At 75.0% G+C, this 18855-nt stretch carries 25 protein-coding genes and 1 pseudogene; 7 read left to right on the forward strand and 19 right to left on the reverse strand.

Annotated features, from left to right (window positions below; genetic code table 11):
- Positions 1-66: 66 nt before the first annotated feature.
- The 6 genes from ACFVSN_RS29725 to ACFVSN_RS29750 all read right to left on the reverse strand — a co-directional run bounded on the left by ACFVSN_RS29725 (position 67) and on the right by ACFVSN_RS29750 (position 4005).
- Positions 67-639 carry a type 1 glutamine amidotransferase domain-containing protein gene (locus tag ACFVSN_RS29725; protein ID WP_387598268.1) on the reverse strand — a complete coding sequence of 191 codons (573 nt, stop codon included), beginning with the start codon at positions 637-639 and terminating at the stop codon, positions 67-69.
- 437 nt (positions 640-1076) lie between these two features.
- Positions 1077-1289, reverse strand: a complete 213-nt coding sequence (locus tag ACFVSN_RS29730) for a DUF6296 family protein (RefSeq protein ID WP_387598271.1) — start codon at positions 1287-1289, stop codon at positions 1077-1079.
- Positions 1290-1305: 16 nt separating this feature from the next.
- On the reverse strand, positions 1306-1728 hold the full coding sequence (locus tag ACFVSN_RS29735) for a hypothetical protein (RefSeq protein ID WP_387598274.1): 423 nt from the start codon (positions 1726-1728) through the stop codon (positions 1306-1308).
- Positions 1729-1817: 89 nt separating this feature from the next.
- Positions 1818-2276, reverse strand: a complete 459-nt coding sequence (locus tag ACFVSN_RS29740) for an SRPBCC family protein (RefSeq protein ID WP_387598277.1) — start codon at positions 2274-2276, stop codon at positions 1818-1820.
- 215 nt (positions 2277-2491) lie between these two features.
- Positions 2492-3217, reverse strand: coding sequence for a GAF and ANTAR domain-containing protein (locus ACFVSN_RS29745; RefSeq protein WP_387598279.1), 726 nt, complete (start codon positions 3215-3217; stop codon positions 2492-2494).
- A gap of 59 nt (positions 3218-3276) precedes the next feature.
- Positions 3277-4005 (reverse strand): ANTAR domain-containing protein, encoded by a 729-nt coding sequence (locus tag ACFVSN_RS29750; protein WP_387598282.1) that lies wholly within the window; start codon positions 4003-4005, stop codon positions 3277-3279.
- Between the two features lie 212 nt (positions 4006-4217).
- Between ACFVSN_RS29750 and ACFVSN_RS29755 the strand changes: the two genes are divergently transcribed.
- The 4 genes from ACFVSN_RS29755 to ACFVSN_RS29770 all read left to right on the forward strand — a co-directional run bounded on the left by ACFVSN_RS29755 (position 4218) and on the right by ACFVSN_RS29770 (position 6615).
- Entirely contained in the window at positions 4218-5117 is a 900-nt protein-coding gene (locus ACFVSN_RS29755) for a Rieske 2Fe-2S domain-containing protein (protein WP_387598284.1), read from the forward strand.
- Between the two features lie 80 nt (positions 5118-5197).
- Positions 5198-5719, forward strand: a complete 522-nt coding sequence (locus ACFVSN_RS29760; RefSeq protein ID WP_387598286.1) for a hypothetical protein — start codon at positions 5198-5200, stop codon at positions 5717-5719.
- Positions 5720-5741: 22 nt separating this feature from the next.
- Positions 5742-6386, forward strand: coding sequence for a HemK2/MTQ2 family protein methyltransferase (locus ACFVSN_RS29765; RefSeq protein ID WP_387598289.1), 645 nt, complete (start codon positions 5742-5744; stop codon positions 6384-6386).
- Positions 6370-6615 carry a CDGSH iron-sulfur domain-containing protein gene (locus tag ACFVSN_RS29770; protein ID WP_387598292.1) on the forward strand — a complete coding sequence of 82 codons (246 nt, stop codon included), beginning with the start codon at positions 6370-6372 and terminating at the stop codon, positions 6613-6615. The genes ACFVSN_RS29765 and ACFVSN_RS29770 overlap by 17 nt, the downstream gene beginning before the upstream one ends.
- Here the strand turns inward: ACFVSN_RS29770 and ACFVSN_RS29775 are convergent.
- The 4 genes from ACFVSN_RS29775 to ACFVSN_RS29790 form a co-directional block, all read right to left on the reverse strand.
- Positions 6574-7584 (reverse strand): iron-containing redox enzyme family protein, encoded by a 1011-nt coding sequence (locus ACFVSN_RS29775; protein ID WP_387598295.1) that lies wholly within the window; start codon positions 7582-7584, stop codon positions 6574-6576. The genes ACFVSN_RS29770 and ACFVSN_RS29775 overlap by 42 nt on opposite strands.
- The gene (locus ACFVSN_RS29780; protein ID WP_387598298.1) at positions 7581-7877 is read right to left on the reverse strand and encodes a hypothetical protein; all 297 of its coding nucleotides are present in this window, start codon (positions 7875-7877) and stop codon (positions 7581-7583) included. Before ACFVSN_RS29780 ends, ACFVSN_RS29775 begins: the two co-directional genes overlap by 4 nt.
- Positions 7878-7943: 66 nt before the next feature.
- Complete coding sequence (locus ACFVSN_RS29785; protein WP_387598301.1) at positions 7944-10391, reverse strand: SpoIIE family protein phosphatase; 2448 nt, start codon at positions 10389-10391, stop codon at positions 7944-7946.
- Positions 10384-10725, reverse strand: a complete 342-nt coding sequence (locus tag ACFVSN_RS29790) for an STAS domain-containing protein (RefSeq protein WP_387598304.1) — start codon at positions 10723-10725, stop codon at positions 10384-10386. The genes ACFVSN_RS29785 and ACFVSN_RS29790 overlap by 8 nt, the downstream gene beginning before the upstream one ends.
- A 136-nt stretch (positions 10726-10861) precedes the next feature.
- On the opposite strand from ACFVSN_RS29790, the gene ACFVSN_RS29795 reads away from it, so the two are divergent.
- Entirely contained in the window at positions 10862-11866 is a 1005-nt protein-coding gene (locus ACFVSN_RS29795) for a YihY/virulence factor BrkB family protein (protein WP_387598307.1), read from the forward strand.
- A gap of 38 nt (positions 11867-11904) precedes the next feature.
- Here ACFVSN_RS29795 and ACFVSN_RS29800 read toward each other — a convergent pair whose 3' ends face one another.
- The 3 genes from ACFVSN_RS29800 to ACFVSN_RS29810 all read right to left on the reverse strand — a co-directional run bounded on the left by ACFVSN_RS29800 (position 11905) and on the right by ACFVSN_RS29810 (position 13771).
- Positions 11905-13107, reverse strand: a complete 1203-nt coding sequence (locus tag ACFVSN_RS29800; protein WP_387598310.1) for a PP2C family protein-serine/threonine phosphatase — start codon at positions 13105-13107, stop codon at positions 11905-11907.
- A gap of 108 nt (positions 13108-13215) precedes the next feature.
- Positions 13216-13440 (reverse strand): hypothetical protein, encoded by a 225-nt coding sequence (locus ACFVSN_RS29805; RefSeq protein WP_387598313.1) that lies wholly within the window; start codon positions 13438-13440, stop codon positions 13216-13218.
- Between the two features lie 172 nt (positions 13441-13612).
- Positions 13613-13771 (reverse strand): hypothetical protein, encoded by a 159-nt coding sequence (locus ACFVSN_RS29810; RefSeq protein ID WP_387598316.1) that lies wholly within the window; start codon positions 13769-13771, stop codon positions 13613-13615.
- Between the two features lie 146 nt (positions 13772-13917).
- Between ACFVSN_RS29810 and ACFVSN_RS29815 the strand changes: the two genes are divergently transcribed.
- Together ACFVSN_RS29815 and ACFVSN_RS29820 are read left to right on the forward strand one after the other, a co-directional pair.
- Positions 13918-14460 carry a hypothetical protein gene (locus tag ACFVSN_RS29815; RefSeq protein WP_387598319.1) on the forward strand — a complete coding sequence of 181 codons (543 nt, stop codon included), beginning with the start codon at positions 13918-13920 and terminating at the stop codon, positions 14458-14460.
- On the forward strand, positions 14457-16244 hold the full coding sequence (locus tag ACFVSN_RS29820; RefSeq protein WP_387956882.1) for a glycoside hydrolase family 15 protein: 1788 nt from the start codon (positions 14457-14459) through the stop codon (positions 16242-16244). The genes ACFVSN_RS29815 and ACFVSN_RS29820 overlap by 4 nt, the downstream gene beginning before the upstream one ends.
- 183 nt (positions 16245-16427) lie before the next feature.
- Here ACFVSN_RS29820 and ACFVSN_RS29825 read toward each other — a convergent pair whose 3' ends face one another.
- From ACFVSN_RS29825 to ACFVSN_RS29850, 6 genes and pseudogenes are all read right to left on the reverse strand, one after another.
- Positions 16428-16601: a CsbD family protein gene (locus tag ACFVSN_RS29825; RefSeq protein ID WP_387598325.1), complete on the reverse strand. Its 174-nt coding sequence runs from the start codon at positions 16599-16601 to the stop codon at positions 16428-16430.
- Between the two features lie 104 nt (positions 16602-16705).
- Positions 16706-17023: a gas vesicle protein K gene (locus ACFVSN_RS29830; protein ID WP_387598328.1), complete on the reverse strand. Its 318-nt coding sequence runs from the start codon at positions 17021-17023 to the stop codon at positions 16706-16708.
- Positions 17020-17205, reverse strand: a complete 186-nt coding sequence (locus ACFVSN_RS29835) for a gas vesicle protein (protein WP_387598340.1) — start codon at positions 17203-17205, stop codon at positions 17020-17022. Before ACFVSN_RS29835 ends, ACFVSN_RS29830 begins: the two co-directional genes overlap by 4 nt.
- 62 nt (positions 17206-17267) lie before the next feature.
- Entirely contained in the window at positions 17268-18050 is a 783-nt protein-coding gene (locus tag ACFVSN_RS29840) for a GvpL/GvpF family gas vesicle protein (protein ID WP_387598331.1), read from the reverse strand.
- The gene (locus tag ACFVSN_RS29845) at positions 18047-18433 is read right to left on the reverse strand and encodes a gas vesicle protein (RefSeq protein WP_387598343.1); all 387 of its coding nucleotides are present in this window, start codon (positions 18431-18433) and stop codon (positions 18047-18049) included. The genes ACFVSN_RS29840 and ACFVSN_RS29845 overlap by 4 nt, the downstream gene beginning before the upstream one ends.
- 26 nt (positions 18434-18459) lie before the next feature.
- Positions 18460-18741: pseudogene (locus ACFVSN_RS29850) on the reverse strand (gas vesicle protein); the annotation flags it as partial.
- Positions 18742-18855: the final 114 nt, after the last annotated feature.

The raw sequence follows: 18855 nt of genomic DNA on the forward strand, positions 1-18855 counted from the left end.
TCGGGCTCCCGGTCCGCGCTCGGCTGCCCCGCGGCCCCGGCTGGGCAGCCGCCGGACCCGCGGCTCTCAGTGCTGACCGACCGTCGCGGCCCGCACTTTCAGCGCGGCGTCGATCCCTCGCAGGAACTGTTCGAGGTCCTCGGGCTTGCGCGAGGTCACGAGGCGCCAGCCGTTCGTGTCGTCCGTGACGAGCGCGGCGTCCGTCCAGGTCGCGCCGGCGTTGGCGAGGTCCGTGCGCAGTGACGGGAAGGAGGTGATCTCCTTGCCGTACACGACGCCGGCCTCGGCGAGCAGCCACGGGCCGTGGCAGATGGCGGCGACCGGGCGGCCGGAGGTGGTGAAGGCGAGGACGAGGTCGACGGCTTCCTGGCGCATCCGCAGGTGGTCGGCGTTGAGTGTGCCGCCGGGGATGAGCAGCAGGTCGTAGCCGGTGGCGTCCACCTCGCCGAGGGTGTGGGTCGGGCTCACCGTCTCACCGGGCTCCTTGTCCCGGACGAGGGTGCGGATGCCGTCCCGGCTGGGGGCGGCGATGTCGACGTGCACGCCGTCGCCGCGCAGGTGCCGGACGGGGACGAGGAGTTCGTCCTGTTCGACGCCGTAGTCGGTCACGATCGCGAGGACCTTGGTGTGCTGGTTCACGGCTTCCTCCTTCGGGCGGGAATCGCGTGCGGGCCAGGCCGTGGTCGGCCGTGCCCCCGAACACCTGCGGGTACCCGGCTTGCGCACGGCCATGCCGGATTGCCGGAGCCCCGTACGGGTAGCCGCTCGGCACGGCGGGCCCGGGTGTCCGCCCCGAACCCCGGAGGGCAGTGGTGAACCCCAGACGACGTGCGTGGGCCGTGGCGATGCGCGGCCGACACGGACACGAGCGCACGCAGCACAGCGGTGCCCGGCCCCTGTCGGACAGCGCCCGCCCGCAGAACGAGGGCCCGACGGCCGCCGACGTTGCCGGCGGCGGGCGACGGAACGGGCCACCCGGAGCAACCGAGCCGACAGCCCCCGACACCGCCGCACTGTGAGGTGAGGACGGAGGTGTGACCGAGCCCCGGAACAGTGCCCGGGGCTCCGTCGTGCCGTCAGTCCAGCGGCTCGGCTCGGGCCGGGCGGCCGATCGGAAGTGTGGTGGTCACCGTGCGGACCGCACCGTCGCGGTCGATCTCGGCGCGAACCGCACCGGTGTCGTCGACATACACTTCGGTGCCATCGTCACCCATCGCACCGGTAGCGGTGAGCACGACCTCGCGGTACGGGTCGGTCACGACCAGGCGGTAGTGCTTGGCCTTCTTCATGGTCGGTCCCTCGCTGTCAGTCGTCATCCGGATCGCCGTACCGCGCGCGCCATTCGCGGGCCCTGGCGTTGTGCCATTCGACGCCCTGCTGGGCCTGCTCCACGGAGAGGCCGCTGAGCGCGGCGACGGTGCTGATGGGGACGGGCTCGTCGTCGTACTCGGCGATCACCCGGCAGACCTTGCCGGCCCACTGCTCCTCCAGGACGAATGGGCGGCGGCGGTACTGCTCGATCAGGTCGGCCAAGTGGCCGACGGTGCAGGCGGTCAGCACCCTCTTGCCGTCCAGGTCCGGGTCGCTGACGTGCAACGCGGACGAGTCCGGCACGAGCGCGCTGAGCAGGTCGTCGCCAGGGACGGCCCGGCCGCAGAGGTCGCACAGGTCGAGCGTTTCAGGGGTGCCGCCGAACGGGTCGTCCGCCGGGGGGCCGATGTCCTCCATGCGGCGCGCCTACCCGCCGGCTCCGGGCCCAACCGCCCGTGCCGGGGCCCTGATCGCGAGAACCGGGGCCCCGGCACGGGCGGGGCGGCTCAGCCGGGAGTGATCCGCCCCCGCCAGCCGCCCTCCGCGCGGCCGCGCTCCTCGATGAAGTCCTTGAAACGCCGCAGGTCGCCCTTGACCCTCCGGTCGACCATGCCCATCACGTCGCCTGCCTTCTCGGCCATGCCCTGGGGGCGGAAGTCGATGGCCATGTTGACGCGGGTGTGCCGGTCGTCGAGGCGCTGGAAGGTCACGACGCCCTTCTGCTCCACCTCGCCGTCCAGCGTGCGCCAGGCGATGCGCTCGTCGGGCAGCTGGTCGACGATCTCGGTGTCGAACTCCCGGGTGACGCCGCCGATGCTGGTGCGCCAGTGGTTGTGGCGGTCGTCCAGCTGGGTCACCGAGTCGACGCCCTCCATGAAGCGGGGGAACTCCTCGAACAGCGTCCACTGGTTGTAGGCGGTGTGCAGCGGAACGTCGACGTCGACCGATTCCTTGACCATGCTCATCCGGGGCCTCCTCACGGATTGCGGCCGGGCGTTTCCCGACCGGCCCCGCGCCTGCCCGCTGCGCGCCGGCGTAACCGTCCCGGCGCGCGGTCACGTCGACGGACGAAACCGGTCCGGCGTCGCCGGACCGGTGCTGCGGCCCCTGCCTGGGAACCGTCCGTGAAGCGATGGCGACCGCGGTTCCGGGCCCCCGGGGACCACGAGCCGCGCAGCCCTCAGCCGGCCAGCACCGCGTCCGGGTCCAGGCGGCCCTCGACGAGGGCGCGGGCCGCGTCGGCCACGCTTTGCCCGCCGCGGCGGGCATGGGAGCGGAGGACCTCGAAAGCGGTGTCCATGTCGAGGCCGCCGGCCTCGGCGAGCACGCCCTTCGCCCGTTCGACGGCGGTGCGGTCCACCAGCGCGGCGCTGATCTCCTCCGCGGCGGTCTGCTCCCGCCCGTACCTGCGCTGGAGCAGGGCGATCACCGCGAGGTCGGCGAGCGGCTGCACGACGTCCGGGCCGTCCTGGCCGGGTTCGACCCCGGAGCGGACGTCGAAGACGTTGAGCGCGCCCACGACCCGGCCGTCCAGGCGCAGCGGCACCGCGCGCACCGAACGGAAACCGAGGTCGAGCGCCTGCTGCGTGAACTGCGGCCAGCGTGCCCGGGCCTGCCGGAGGTCCCGCACGACGACCTGCTCGCCGGTGCGGTGGCAGTCCAGGCAGGGCCCCTCGCCGACCGAGATCTGCAGCGCCTCCAGCCGGCGGACCCGGTCGTTGGAGTAGGCGATGTCGCGCAGCCCGCCGCGCCGGTCCGCGACCACGAGACCGGTGCCAGCCGCGCCGCTGAGCGCCGTGCAGACCTCGGTGAGCCGGTGCAGGAACTCGACGGTGTCGTAGCCGGGTCCGATCAGTGTCCCGGTGAGCCCGGCGAACGCCTCGTTCACGCGGGCCTCGCGCGTCATGACCGCCTCCACTTCCCTTCGGGGCAAGGCTACGCCCGTGCCCCGCCGTCGGTCATCCGTCATCGGTCCTCCTCGGTGAACCGCAGCCGTCGCTGCACGACCTCGTGCGCCACCTCGTCGATCTCGCCGTCGTGGGCGAACGCGTGGGCGCGCAGCCGGTCGAGGGCCTCGTCGGCCGACACCCCCAGCTGCACCATGATCATGCCGACCGCCTGGTCCACCTCCACGCCGTTGAGCGGCGGGTCGTCCAGCCACGGCTGGAGCGGCACCTCGCCGGACGGCGCCATGAAGGAGCCGACGATCGCGAGGGTCACGCTGGTCGCGGCGACCTGGATGTCGGCGACCTCCCCGGCGCCGGGAAGGCCCGGGTCGGAGCGGTACAGGCTCAGCACGCCGATGCCGGAGGTACCCAGGTGGAGCGGCGAGGCGTAGACGCTCCGCAGTCCCTGGTGGTCGATCACGGTCGGGGCGAGGTCCGCCACCAACACCGGCCAGCGCACCTCGTCGGGGGCCAGCAGGTCGGCGACCGCCACCGGCCGCCGCTCGCGGAAGGCGTCCACGCCCGGGCCCTCGCCGAGGCTGAACTGCCGCTCCTCCAGCCGCCGGGCCCTTCCGTCGCTGGCCCAGACGCCGGCGCGGTGGCCCGTGTCGGCCATCAGCGTGATGGAGGCGGCCTCGACGGCCAGGGCCTCGACGCAGGCCCCGCAGAGCCGCTCGGGCAGAGAGGGGCGTCCCAGGCCGTTGACCGCCTCGGCCATGATCTGCGCGATCCGCGTCAGATCGGCCATCTCCGCGCCTCGTATTTCCATCGGTCCGCCGCCAGCGGGCGGGACCGACTGTTGTCGGTCGTCACGGCGGGTCGCGCCGCAGCGTGATCACCGCAGTATAGGTGCCGGGGCCGCCTCCACGGCCTGTCCGGCGCTGCGCGTGTACCCGGATCGCCGCCCGGCACACGCCCGGCCGGGGGTTTGACCGCGCGGGACCCGGCAAGCCGCCGGGTATGGACGCACACCCGCATGCCTCAGCCCTGCCCGTCGACCGGTGGTCCCGCCGGCTGCGCCGCGCGCTCGACGCCCCGGCCCACTGGGAGGTCCTCGACCTCCCGGCCGGGCCGCTCGCCGACGCGGTGGAATCCCTTCCGCTCGGGCCGTACCGCGACGCCCTGCACGGCGTGTGGCTCGGCCATCCGCTGCACCCGGTGCTGGTCCAGGTGCCGATCGGCTGCTGGACGTCGGCCGGACTGCTGGACTTCCTCCCGGGCGCGCACCGCTCGGCCGACGCCATGGTGACCGTCGGACTGCTGGGCGCCGCGCCGGCGGCGCTGTCCGGCTGGGTGGACTGGGCCCGGCTCGACCCGCCCCGCCGCCGCACCGGCCTGGTGCACGCGCTCGCCAACACCACCGGCGTGCTGCTGTACACCGGATCGCTGCTGGCCCGCTGCCGCGGTCACCGCGCTCGTGGCCGGCTGCTCGGCCTGGCCGGGCTCACCGCCGTCTCGGTCGGCGGCACGCTCGGCGGACACCTGGCCTACGGGCAGGCCGCCGGCCCCAACCGGGCCGCCGCCGTACACCGGCTGGCACCCGCCGACTGGGTCGGCCTCGGCCCGGTCGACGACTTCCCACCGGGCGCACCCGTCCGCAGAACGGCGGGCGGCCTTCCCGTGGTCGTCGTCCGCGAGGGAGAGCGCTGCCACGTGCTCGCGGAGCGTTGCTCGCACCTCTCCGGCCCGCTCGGCGAGGGCACGGTGGCCGACGGCTGCCTGCGCTGCCCGTGGCACGGCAGCGAGTTCCGCCTGCGCGACGGCGAGGTCGCGAGCGGCCCGGCCACCTCGCCGCAGCCGGTGTTCGAGACCCGGGTGCTCTCCGGGCACCTGGAGGTGCGACTGCCCGGCGCCGGCTGACCGGCCGTTCACCGTTTCGCCCGCACCGCCGGGGGCAGCCGCCCGGCGAACGAGCCGCTGAGCGAGTCTCTGGAGGAGCCATGACCACTGTCGTCCCCGATCTCCCGGCCGGCCACTCCGCGCCGAAGCCGGAGTACCGGACGGGGATCCGGGTGGCGGCCGTCCCCGCCGGGCACGTCTACGTCCGGCACCTCGCCTCGTTGACCGCCCGGGACCCGGTGCGGCTGCTGCCGGACCCGTGCCCGCGCGGCACGCCCCGGAGCCGGTGGGGCTGGTGGCCGCCGGCCATGCTCGACCCCGACTGGGTCCGACGCCACCACGACGAGTCCGACCTCCTCCACCTGCACCAGGGCTACGAGAACGCTTCGCCGGTCCGGCTCACCGAACTCGTCCGGCTGCTGCGCCGGCTCGGGAAGCCGCTGGTGTTCGCCCTCCACTACCTGAAGAACCTCCCGGCGAACGTCGCGGCGGTGCCGCTGGTGGAGGTCCTCGCACGAACCGTCGCGGACCTGCCCGACGCACGGCTTCGGATCGACCCGCACGCGAACGCCCCGGACGGCGTGGTGCTGCGCCGGGTCACCGCCCTGGCCGGGCACCGCTGAGAGGCGGCTGGACGACATGCTGATGATCAGACCGCCAGGCGTCTACCGGCCCCAGGGCGACACCGAGTTGCTGGTCTCGTGCGTGCACCGCGAGCGTCTGGACGGCAGCAGCCGGGTGCTCGATCTGTGCACCGGCACGGGCGCCGTCGCACTCGCGGCCGCGCACGAGGGCGCCCGGGTGACGGCCGTGGACCTGTCGCCCCGAGCGGTGGCGGCGGCCTGGCTCAATGCCCGGCTGCGCGGACTCGCGATCCGGCTGCGCCGGGGTGACCTGCTGGCGGCGGTGGCGGACGAGGACTTCGACCTGATCACCGCCAACCCACCCTACGTGCCGGCGCCGACCACCCGCCGCGGGCACGGCCGCGGGCTCGCGTGGGACGCGGGGCCGGACGGACGCCTCGTGCTGGACCGGATCTGCCGGGAGGCGCCGCGGCGGCTGGCCCGCGGCGGCGTGCTGCTCGTCGTGCAGTCGTCCCTGGCGGACGTCCCGGCCACGCTGGCGGCCCTGGCCGCGGCCGGGCTGCGGACGGCGGTGACGGCTCGACGGCGGCAGGCCTTCGGGCCGGTGATGACGGCCCGTGCCGCACTCTTCGAGAGGCTCGGGCTGATCGCCCCGGGCGAGCGGTGGGAGGTCCTGGTGGTGGTGCGCGGTGTCCGGGAACGCTGACCGGCCCACGACCCGGGTGGTGGTCGTGCCGGACGGTCCGCTGCTCGTCGAGGGGCCGGTGGAGGTGGTCCTGCCCGGCGGCGAGATCAGGGTCTCCGAACGGCCGGTGGTGGCACTGTGCGTGTGCCGCCGGAGCCGGTGCTACCCGTTCTGCGACACCAGCCACCGGCGACGCCGCGGGTACCGCTCACGCGGCGGGGGCACGGACGGCGGCCTCGGGCAGGGGTGAGCGCAGGGACGTGCGGCCGGCCCGCCAGCGGGCGAGCAGGTGGTCCGCGAACCGGCCGTCGACGACCTGCGCGGCCGCCAGGCCGAAGGCGATGTCCGGCGCCAACGCGGGCTCGTCCGCGATCAGTCGCTCAACCACTCCGTGGCGGACCAGTTGCTCGTGGACGGCGTCGGCCTCCACGTGCTCCCGGTAGAACAGCGTCCCGTCCGGTCCCCCGCCCAACCGCTCCAGCGCGGCCGCCAGCCGTGCGGCACCGGGCGAGGAGGTGATCTCCAGGGCGGCGAACTGCCCGACGGCCGCGCCGCGCAGCGCCCGGTGCAGGCCGAAGAGCGTCATCAGGTTGACCACCGCGAGGGCGGCGGCCGGGACGAGCTCCAGGTAGTGCGCGTAGCCCGGGTCGAGGCCGAAGGCCGCCATCATCCGGGCGTACAGCCCCGCGTGAGCGCGTTCGGGGCGCCCGGCCCCGTACTCGTCGTAGACGATCGCCGTCAGGACCGCCTGCGCGGGCCCGTGGATCCTCGGCAGCATCCACAGCTGCGGGTCGGCCTCCTTGAGGTGGTAGACCGATCGGTGCACGAGGTACTCGCGGACGTGTCGGAGCTCGCCCTCGTCGCGCAGGAAGTGCGACGGGCCGGTGTCGTCCGGGGACTCCGTCAGCAGTTGGTCGAGGGCGGCCGGCACCGACGGGACGGGCTCCGCCTCCGCGCGCACCGCCGCGAGGAAGGAGCGCTCCAATGCCCGTCGCAGGAGCAACAGTTCGGGCTCCCACTCCCAGCCCGGGTGGACGCCCGCGAGACCCCGGTCGTGAAGTTCGTAGCAGAGGTACAGCGCGAGTTGGTGGTCCTCGCCCCACGGGTCGGTGAACGGGCCCGGCGGGGCGAGCAGCCGCCCTGCGCCGGGCGGTCCGGCGGACACCAGGCCCAGCACCGCCGCGGACAGCGGGCCGCGCGGGCCGAACGGGCCGGTCACCGTTTGCTCCCGTCGGCCACGACACAGGCGCGCAGCACCACGACGGCGATCGCGAGTATCAGGGCCGAGCAGCCGGCGAACGCCCAGACGGCGGACGCCGGCGCGGTCCACAGGCCGGCCACGAGCAGGCCCAGCGACAGCAGCACCAGCGCCAGGAGCGTCCCGGGCCGCACCCCCCGCACGACCTCCCACGCCCGGCTGCGCAGCCCGAAGGCGAGCCCGCTCACCAGGGCGTCCAGCCCGCGGTCGTGCCGCGTCTCGCGCCCGGTCGCGGTGGGTGCTCTCCGTTCCATCGTGTCCTGCCTCCTCGCACGGCCGTCCCCCGGTCCGCCGGTGCGGCTTCCCCGTCCGGGCGCGGACTAACGCGCGGCTCGGAGCCGGACGGCGAGGAGGCAGCTGTCGTCCGCCGGATTGGGGCCGCCGAGGCGGTCGGCGATGTGGTCGAGGCATTCCGCGAGGGCGGGCGCTGCGGATTCCTCGACGGTGCACTCCTCGGCGGCGCGCAGGAGGCGGTCGGGGCGGCCGGTGCCGGCGTCGCGTCGGTTGATCAGGCCGTCGGTCCAGAACAGCACGGTGTCGCCGGGCAGCAACGGCTGGACGGTGTCGCGGTACCGGACGTCGGCGAGCGCTCCGAGGACGGTTCCGGTGGGGCCGTCGGCGAGGTCCGCGACCGCCCCGCGCACGAGGGCCGGGGGCGCGTGACCGGCCGCGCTCCACGTGAGCGTGTTCGCGGCCGGCTCAAGCAGGCCGCACAACACGCTGGCGATCCGGTTGCCGCCGCGGCGGCAGAGCACCGTGTTGAGGCGGCCCAGCGCGGCGGCCGGGCCCAGGCCCGCGTAACAGAGCCCGCGCAGGGCGTAGCGCAGCTCGGACATTCCCACGGCGGCCGTCAGGCCGTGCCCGCTGACGTCGCCGACCGCGAGCAGGACCGGGCCACCGGGCAGGGCGGTCAGGTCGTACCAGTCGCCGCCCACCCGCCGGTGGTCCCCGGCGGGCACGTAGCGGGCGGCGTGGTCGAGGCCGGCGATCGGCGGTTCCGGCTCGTCCGGGGCGGCCATCAGCGCGTTCTGGAGGGCCCGGGTGGTGCGGTGTTCCGCGGCGGTGCGGCGCTGCTGCTCGGCGAGCCTGCTCCGGACCCCGGCCAGGTCCTGCTCGGTGCGGCGCCGTTCGGTCACGTCCTGGAGGACGCCCCGCACGTCGCTCGCTCGTCCGGTGGCCGGATCGGTGACGGCCTCCGCGCTGATCCGCACCGTCCGCGTCCCCGCCCCGGCCGGCCTGACGGCGACGTCCACGGGGCCCGGGTGCCGCCCGCCCAACAGGAGCCTGGCGAGCGCCCGCACGGCGGCGCGGTCCGACCGGTCCACGCACGCCAGTACCTCGACCGCGGTGACCGGGCCGGGCTGCCCAGGGGCGAGGCCGAGCAGCCGCCGGGCCTCCTCCGACAGCTCCAGGCCAGGTTCGCCGCGCCTCCACGCGAAGGTTCCGACGCCGGCCAACCGCTGCGTGTCACCGGTCCCCGCCGCGCGCTCGGCGGCGCCGTCCCGTGGGCGCCAGGTGAGGAGCAGGCCGTCGAGGAACGGCACCGCCCGTACGACGAGGACCGTCCCGGGCCCGGCACCCGTGAAGTCGCCGGCCCGGCCGTCGTACCGGATGCCGGTCTCGGCGGCATCGAGGATCCGGGCGAAGACCCCGGTCGCGACGAGCCCGGGGAGGATCTCGGTCAGGCGCCGCCCGACCATCGGGGCGGGGCCGGCCGCCTCGTTCGCGTACCTGACGCGCAGGTCGGTGACCGTCCCCTCGCCGCCCTCGCGGACCACGGACAGCACGAGAACGGGCTCGAACATCGCGTCCAGCACGCCGCGGAACCAGTACTCGCCGCCCGGCACCACCAGCCCCGGCTCCCCGCCCCCGACCACGGCCACCCGCAGCAGGTGCCCCGCCACCAGGCCGGCCAGCGCCTCGACGTACCGGGTGGCCGCGCGGGCCCGCTCGGGCGGGCCGTCCCAGCCGAGGCTCATCGCCCCGACGATCCGGTCCCCGCTGCGCAGCGGCACCGCGCAGGCCGTCCGGCCGGGGACGATCCGGCCGGTCTCGGGCGACCGGCCGGCCGCGTCGTCCGCGTCGAACTCCCACACCATGCCGCCGCCGTGCGCGGCCGAGACCAGCGGCACCCCGGTCTCCGGCGGGATGCGCCGCCACTGGCTGACCCGGCGCGGCTCCACGCCGTGGCTGCCGATCAGCGCGAGGGCGCCGTCCGGCTCCAGCAGACCGAGGACGACGGCGACGACGCCGAGCGGCGCCATGGCCACCTCGTGCACCAGCCGCGCCAGTTCCTCCGGCGTCTCCGCTCCGGACAGCGCGGAGACGGCCAAGTGATAGCGGGCGGCCAGGTCGGGCAATGGAGCAGAACGAGCGCCGCCCGGCGGCGCGGGGACCGGCGGCCCGGAGGCGGGTGCCACGAGCACGGGCGGGTGCCGCACGGGCCGGACGAACTCGTCGAGGGCCTCCTGGAGCGACTCGTCCCCGGCGAGGTCCGCGATCGGTGCCGCCAGGCCGACCAGCCCGGCGGCGATGTCCGCGACCCTCCGGTTGGTGTCCTGCGACAGCCGGACCAGGTGGCCGAAGGCCTCGTCCGGCGTGCAGCCGAGCCGCTCGGTGAGCATGCCCTTCGCCTGCTCGATCACGCCCCGGGTGCGCATCGCCCGGCGCAGCCCCTCCGCCTCGGCGCGCAGCCGGTCCACCGCTGCCAGCAGCACGCTCGTGTCGTCCGCCCGGGCGGTTCCCGCCGGGGACCGGTACTCAGCCACAGGCCGCCGCCACGTCCGGGAAGAGCGGCAGCACCGCTTCCACCCCGCTCAGCTCCACGACGTCCCGCACCTGCGGCACCGCCCCGGCCAGCCGGAGCGCGCCGTGCCGCTCCCGCACCCGGCGGGCGGCGCCCAGCAGGGCGTTGAGGCCGGTGGAGTCGACGAAGCCGACGGCGGTCAGGTCCATGACCAGCCGGGGCGCGCCGCCGTCGATCAGCACGTCGAACAGCTTCCGCAGCTCGGGGGCCGCGAAGTCGTCGAGGTCGCCGAAGAGCGGGACGACCGTCCAGCCGTTGACCTCGGAGAAGTCCTTCATCCGGATCACCTTCGCCACCTGGGTACCCCTCCAGGCTAGGGCTTCCCGTCCCGTTCGCGCCCATGTGGCGTACGGACCGGCCCAGCGGGCAGACGCACCCGCGCGGGCCCGGTCCGTGGCGGGTCCGCACCCCCGGCGTGCGGAGGAGGACGGCATGAACCCGGTCGAACGCGCCCTGCGCTCGGTGGACGGCTACCAGCAGCGCCACCGCCCCACCGCCGTTGTCGTCGGCGTGGTCAAGAAGTACGGCGACGACCGGGGCGGACTGCTCGCCGCGCTCATCGGCTATTACGGCTTCCTCGCCCTGATCCCGCTGCTCCTCCTGCTGAGCACCGTCCTCGGCTTCGTCCTGCACGGCAGCCCCGGCGCGCAGAAGTCCGTTCTCAACTCCGCCCTCGCGGACTTCCCGATCATCGGCGACCAGCTCCGCCAGAACGTCCACTCCCTCCAGGGCAGCGGGTTCGCCCTGGTGGTCGGCATGCTGTTCATGCTCTACGGCGCGCTCGGCATCGCCCAGGTGCTCCAGCACGCCATGGCCGAGATCTGGAACGTCCCCGGCGTGCGCCGGCCCGGCTACTGGCCGCGCCTGGGCCGCAGCCTCCTGCTCCTGGTGGTGCTCGGCTGCGGCCTGGTCCTCGGCACCGGGGCCGCCTCGGTCGTCGCCTCCTCCCTCGGCGGGCCCGCCGCCCGCATCGGCGGTCTGATCGTCTCCGCGCTCCTGAACGCCGCCCTGTGCCTGGCCTGCTTCCGCGTCCTCACCCCGCGCGAGGTCCCCACCCGCGCGCTCCGCCCGGGCTGCGCGGTCGCGGGCCCGCTGTTCACCGTCCTCCAGGCGTTCGGCTCCCTCCTCGTCGTGCACGAGCTGCGCCACGCCGGCCAGGTCTACGGCTTCTTCGCCACCGTGATCGGCCTGCTGTCCTGGCTCTACCTGGCCGCGCAGATCACCGTCTACACGGCGGAGGCCAACGTCGTGCTGGCCCGCCGCCTGTGGCCGCGCAGCCTGCTCCAGCCGCCGCTCACCGACGCCGACGAACAGGTGCTGAGCGCGATCGCCCGCCAGGAGGAACGCCGCCCCGAACAGCAGGTCGACGTGGCCTTCGAGAACGACGATCCTCCGCCGGATCCCGACGACGGCACCACGGGTCGGACCTCGCCGTAGATCGCGGCTCGACCCGGGCTGCGCGCCGGGCGCGGCCGTCACCGGCCCCGGCCGTCGGGGTGCCACTCGGCGAGGGCGATCGTGGCGTCGTCGCGCAGGCGGTGGTCCTGGTGGGCGAGCAGCGAGTGGATCAGGTGACGCAGGGCCTCGGGGGCGGGTTCGCCGCTCGCCATGTGGCGGACGAGAGCGTCCGTCAGGCGCTCCTCGCCGAAGGTCTCCCCGCTGGGTGAGCGCGCGTCGGTGACGCCGTCGGTGTAGACGAGGACCCGGTCGCCGGGCTGGAGCCTGATGTGGTGGACGGGCTGCGGGCCGCGGTCGTGGAAGCCCAGTCCGAGGGGCAGTTCGGCCGGCCGTTCCAGGGCGCCCGCGACGACGTGCCGGCCGCGGATGAGCAGCGGCGCCGGGTGGCCGCAGTTGATCCAGGCGAGTTCGCCGGTGGCCGCGTCCAGGTCGGCCACGACGGCGGTGAGCAGCCGGTCGGGGATCCAGCGGCCCAGTGTGCGGTCGATGGCCCGCGCGATCGCCGCCAGGTCGCCGCCGGCCCGGCGGGTGCTGCGGCAGGCGGCCAGTGCGACCGAACTGGCTCCGCCGGAGGCGAGGTCGTGTCCCATGGCGTCGAACACGGACAGGTGCAGGCGCCCGCCCACCACGGAGTGGTCGAAGGCGTCCCCGCCGACGTCGTAGGCGGGTTCGAGGACCGCGCTGGAGGTGACGGTCCGGGTGCCGATGGTGCGCGGCGGCAGGAAGGCCCACAGGAGTTCGGCCTGCAGGCTCATCGGCCGGTCGCGCGTCGTGCGGACGATCACGTCGCTGAACGCGGTTTTGGAGACCACCAGCAAGGCGACGAGGGCCGCCAGGGCCTCCCATCGGCCGGCCTCCTCCGGCTCCCCCGTCCGGGCCTCCACGCGCAGCACGCCGATCCGCTCGATCCCGTCGACCAGGGGGAACCAGCCGATCGGCGGCGGCCCGGTGGAGACCTGGGTGTGCTGGAGCCGGTAGGCGCGGCCCGCGAGCGTGGTCTCGATGTCGAGGGGGTCGCCCGGGTCGCCGGTCCGCGGGTCCGGCAGTGGCACGAGGTGTCGCTGCTGGACGTCGGCCAGGAACACCCGCGCTCCCGTCCCGCCCAGGTCGCGGACCGCGTCCTGCACCAGGCCTGGCAGGTCGCCCGGTCCGCTCGCCCTGGACCGGGCCAGAACCCGCGCCAGAACTCCGCCAAGCTCCTTCTCTTCGTACGCCGACACGGTGGTACCTCCCGTCGCGGTCGCGCCTACCCAGCGGCGGCCCGGTCGCACACGCGCGGGCCCGCCCTCCGCGGCCGTGACGGCGGCCGCGGAGGGCGGGGCACGTGGTCAGAGCGAGGACGTCCGGTCGGGCCCGGCCGTTTCGTCGGGCCCGGCCGTTTCGTCCGGCCCGGCCGTTTCGTCCGGCTCGGCGGGCGCGGCCTTCTGCTCCGCGACGGGCTTTCCCGCCCGGACCGTCTTCACGGTGTCCGCGGGCCGCTCGTGGTCCTCCGGCTCGGGCGCCTCATGGTGCAGCGGCACGCCGCCGGCGCCGCCCTGGGGTGTGTCGTCCATCGGGCCGCCTCCTCAGGCTGCGATCCCTGCCCAGGCCTGAGCAGGGTAGGGGACGCCGTGGCCCACGCCGGGCCGACGGCGGCCGGGGCGGTGGTGCGCCGGCCGCCGGGCGGCGCGCGAAGGCCGTGGGGGCGTCCCGGAGTCACCGGGAGCCGCCTGTCCCGTCCGGGCCTCAGTCCTCGCCGAGGACGGCATAGGCCTCCGCATCGCCCTGCTCCCCGCTCTCGTCGTCCGCTCGATCCGACGGGCGGTAGCACGCCGGTCCGCCGGCATCGGGCCGGTCGGGTGTGCGGACGGCTCCGGCCGGGCCGCCGCCTTCGCGCGCGTCCATGGGGGTCACCTCCGGAATCGGAGTCTCTGGGACCGCTCCGGCTACCCGGCTCCGGGCCCGGCAAACAGCGACGAGGTTTCGCCGGGCCGGGCCCGGTAAGCCGCTCCTGCGAAGGACCACGAGGCCATCGACGAACCGAGGCTGCCATGACCGCGTTCGGCTACTTCCTGTCCTGCGAGGAGTTCACCCCCGCCCAGCTGGTCGAGCAGGCCCGGCTGGCGGAGCGGGCCGGTTTCACCCGGCTGGCGATCTCCGACCACTACCACCCGTGGAACGACGCGGACGGTCTCGTCACGATGACCCCGGACACCGAGCTCATCGGGCGCTACCGGACCGCGGGCAGCGCAGGGCCGGTGCTCGGCGGCGTGAAGGTGTGCTGGTCGGAGGACCGGGTACGGGCGGTCAAGGCCGTCCACCGGCTCTGGCCCAGCGAGCTGCTGCCCGGCGAGCTCGCCCAGGTGCTGCCCACGCCGAGCCACTTCGAGCAGGCCACCGAGCTGGTCACGGAGGAGATGGTCGCCAAGGCGGTCACCTGCGGAGACGACCCCCGGGATCACGCCGACCGGCTGCGCGGCTACGTCGACGCGGGGTTCGACGAGGTGTACGTCGGCCAGATCGGTCAGGAACAGGAGGGGTTCTTCGACTTCTACCGCTTCTACCGCGAGCAGGTCCTGCCGCAGTTCGTATGACCGGTCAAAACTCCGCAGGAGGTGGGCAGTTGAGTACACCCGACACCACCGCCCCCGCCCCGCACGCCCTGCGGGACTACGCCCTGCTCGCGGACGGCCGGCGCGGCGCGCTCCTCGGACCACGTGGCGACATCGTCTGGATGTGCGCCCCCGCATGGCACGACGACGCCGTGTTCGCCGCCCTCATCGGCGGCCCCGGCTGGTACTCCGTCACTCCCGCCGAGCCGTTCGTCTGGGGCGGCTACTACGAACCGGGCGGCCTCGTCTGGCGCAGCCGCTGGATCACCACGGCTGGGATCGTCGAATGCCGCGAGGCCCTCGTCCACCCGGGCGACCGGCACCGCGCCGTCCTTCTGCGCCGGATCGAGGCCGTCCACGGGGACGCCCGGGTGGACGTCCACCTGTGCCCGGCGGCCGGCTTCGGCACACACCCCCTGCACAAGCTCCACCGCGACGAGCGAGGCACCTGGACGGGCCGCACCGGCGGACTGCACGTACGCCTGACCGGTGCCCCCGAGGCCCGGCCGGACGGCGCGGCGCTCCACGCCACGGTGCTCCTGGAGGCCGGTGGCCGACGGGACCTCGTCCTGGAGATCTCCGATCAGCACCTTCCGCCGCCCACCCCGGCGGACTCCCTGTGGCGGACGACCGAGGCCGGTTGGGCGGCCTGCGTGCCCGACCTGGCCGGCACCATGGGGCAGCGCGACGCCCGCCACGCCCACGCCGTCCTCGCCGGTCTGACCGGCCCCGGCGGAGGCGCCGTGGCCGCCGCCACGACGAGCCTGCCCGAGCGCGCCGAGCAGGGGCGCAACTACGACTACCGCTACGTGTGGGTGCGCGACCAGGCGTACATCGGCCAGGCCGCCGCGGCCGCCGGCGGGCACGCGCTGACGGACGGCTCCGTACGGTTCGTCACCGCCCGCCTGCTGGAGGACGGCCCGGCGCTCGCCCCCGCCTACACGGCCACCGGCGGCCCCGTACCGGACCAGCGCACCCTCGACCTGCCCGGCTACCCTGGCGGCTTCGACGTCGTCGGCAATCACGTCAACCGCCAGTTCCAGCTCGACGTCTTCGGCGAGGGCCTCCTCCTGCTCGCCGCCGCGGCCCGCCGCGACCGCCTGGACGCGGACGGCTGGCGCGCGGCGCTCACCGCCGCCGACGCGATCGCCGCCCGCCACCGGGAGCCGGACGCCGGCATCTGGGAGCTGGACGCCGACCGGTGGACGCACAGCCGCCTGATCTGCGCCGCCGGGCTGCGCGCGATCGCCGCCGCCCCCGGCGCGGGCGGCGGGCGCGCGGCCGGCTGGGAGACGCTGGCAGACCTGATCGTCGCCGAGGCCTCCGCCGACTGCCTGCACCCCGCCGGCCACTGGCGGCGCTCACCCGGCCGGTTCGATGTCGACGCGGCCCTCTTGTTGCCGGCCCTGCGCGGCGCCCTCCCGGCCGACGATCCCCGCACCACGGCCACGCTCCGCGCCGTCCGGCGGGACCTCGGCCAGGACCACTACCTGTACCGCTTCCGCCACGACCAGCGTCCCCTGGAGGACGCCGAAGGAGCGTTCCTGCTATGCGGCTTCGTCATGGCCCTCGCCGAGCACCAGCAACACAACGACATCGAGGCGGTGCGGTGGTTCGAGCGCAACCGCGCGGCCTGTGGCCCGGCCGGCCTGTACGCGGAGGAGTTCGACGTCGCCCAGCGCCAGCTGCGCGGCAACCTCCCGCAGTCCTTCGTCCACGCGCTGCTGCTGGAGTCCGCCGCCACGCTGGCCAACCCCGGCCGATGACCCGCCAGCGTCGCACGGGCCGTGGCGGGCCCGCAGGATGGGCGACGGGGTGAGAGGCAGTCCTCCGAGCCGCGGGCCGTCGAGAGTCGCCGAGCCCGTCCCTGGGGACCGCCCGGGGCGCACCCGGAGCCGCCCGCCACGGTCGGGGACGGTGGCGCGCGGCTCCGCACGAGCGGGAGGCGGTCAGTGCTTCAGTGCGTCCTTCGCCTTCTGGCCCGCCTGGGAGAGGTCGCCCTTGACCTGCTCCGCCTTGCCCTTGGCGACGAGCCGCTCGTTGCCGACCGCCTTGCCGGCTGCCTCCTTGGCCTTGCCCTTCGCGGTCTCGGCGGTGTGTGCGATCTTCTTTCCAGCGCCCACGGCTTCCTCCTCGTTCCGTTCGTTGTCCTGGGGCGTCTGCCCCGATTCCTCCGTTCAACTCCTCCTTCATCCGCATTCCGCGGACCCGTTTCGACTGATCCGATTCAGGGGCCGGACCCGAGCAGCGGCCCGAGCGGGCCGAGGTCGATGTCGAGGTCCTCCGGCGCGAGGCCGAAGTGGTCGCGCAGCTCATCCATCCGCTGTTCCAGGGCCATCAGCGTCACGCCCAGCGCCTCGACCTGGTCCTCGCTCAGGTCGCCCTCGTCGATGCGGCGCAGCGCCTGCCGCTCCATGAGCTCCCGCAAGAGCTCGACCACGGTGAGGACGAGGCAGGCGAGGTCCCGGCCCACCGTCTCCGGGTCTACGGCGACACGCCGGGCGACACGGGCTCCGTGGGGCTCCTGCGGCGACCGCGCGGTCACGGCGACTCCTCGTCCCGCACGGTCACGGTGCCTTCGACGGTCCGGGTCGCGGAGCGCACGGAGGCCACCAGCGCCCGGAGGCTGATGCGCACCAGGTCGACGTCGGCGATGGCGAGGGTGATCTCGCCGGCGATGACCACGCCGCCCGCCAGTACGCGGTCGAGGAGGTCGACGAGCGCCACGCGCTCGGCACCGGCCGGCGAGAGAGCGCCGGACCGGTCTTCGGCCCGTCGGTCCGGGCTGCTCACGGCGCCTTCCCCTCGGGGTCGGCGAACGAATAGGGCGGCCAGGGACCGGTCAGCTCCAGCCGGAGCTGCGGGTGACGGTCCGCGAGGGCCGCCACGGCGTCCTCCAGGCGCTTCCGATCGACGAGGTCGACGAGGTAGGAGCCGTTCAGGACCATGGGCTCGGTGCGGCCACTGGCCTCCGCCGACTGCGGTGGGTGCAGGGCCGCCGCGGCTACCAACCCGGAGAGTTGCGCGTGGATGCTCCACGCGTCTTCCGAGGCCTGTCGCACGGCTTCCCCGCGCTGCTGCCGCAAGGCCTTCCGGCGCAGCAGGTAGGCCGTGCCGGGCCGGGCCGTTTTCTCGGCGCCGGTCTCCTCCTCCTCCTGACTCGGCCGGTGGGCGAGGTACGCCTTGATGCCCCATTCGGTGCGCCCGTCGATCCGCCGGAGCGCCTCGGCGAGCTCGTCGTGGCGCTCGCGGAGCAGCGCCTGCGCGCGGGCGTCGTCGTGGTACAGCGTGGCGAAGCGCAGGGGCAGGGCCGGGCCCGTGCGGGCGAGGGCCTCGACCACCCGGTGGTGGGCACGGACGGCGTGCTCCAGCCAGACCGGGTCCTCCAGGTGGGCGTGCAGGGGCCGCTCGTCGAAGTCGGCCCGGGGCACCGATCCGACCACGGCCGCGAGGCCCGGGCCGCTCAGCGCGCGGAGGGGTTCCGCCGCGACGCCGCGCAGTTCGTGCAATCGGCGCAGTTCGGAGCGCCGGTCTGCCGGGACGACGGCGTAGAGCCAGGTGACATGGATCATGACGCCTTCCCTGCGCGTGGGGGCCGACGCCGGGTGGGTGGGGCCTGTGCCTCATCGGAGCAGCCACCTGGTGCCGGACGTTCCGGATCGCTCGCGGCGGCCTCCAGTTCACCGATCCGCTCGCGCAGGCGCCGGTTCTCAACGGCGAGGTCGCGCCGGCCCGAGGAGAGCCCGGGATCGTGCTCCCACCAGTCGATCCCCATCTCGCGGGCGCGGTCGACCGAGGCGACGAGGAGTCTGATCCTGATCGTCAGCAGTTCGATGTCCAACAGGTTCACCCGGATGTCCCCCGCGATGACGATGCCCTTGTCGAGGACCCGTTCGAGGAGATCGGCGAGGTTGGCCGGCTGCGGGGCGGGCGGCGTGCGGTAGTTCGCCGGCAGCGGCGGTCCGAAATTGTCGTGGCCGTTCACGGTGTCTCCTCCGGGTCGACGCGGCCGCGGTGGTAGCGCCGTTCGCGCTGGTAGGACACGAGACCTCCCCGTTCGTCCAGGACGACCCGGTAGACCGCCAGGATGTCGGTGGAGTCCGGGACGCGGCGGGACTCCAGGACCTCGACCCCGATCCGCCACCCCTCCTCGTCGCGCTCCAGCGAGGTGACGCCTTCGGGTGGGTTCCCGGTCAGCTCCTGCACCTGGCGGGCCGCCCGGGCGGCGGCCTGGCGGGCGCTCAGCCGGCTGCGGGGGCGCTTCTCCGTCTCGGACCGGTCCGGTTCGGCGGGCGCGGGCCCCCGCCCCCCCGGGGGGGGGGCGCGCCCCGCCTACAGGGCGCCGGGGGGGGGGGGGGGGCCGCGCGGCGGCCGGGC

The organism is Kitasatospora sp. NPDC057904 (genome assembly GCF_042887925.1).
Lineage (GTDB): Bacteria > Actinomycetota > Actinomycetes > Streptomycetales > Streptomycetaceae > Kitasatospora.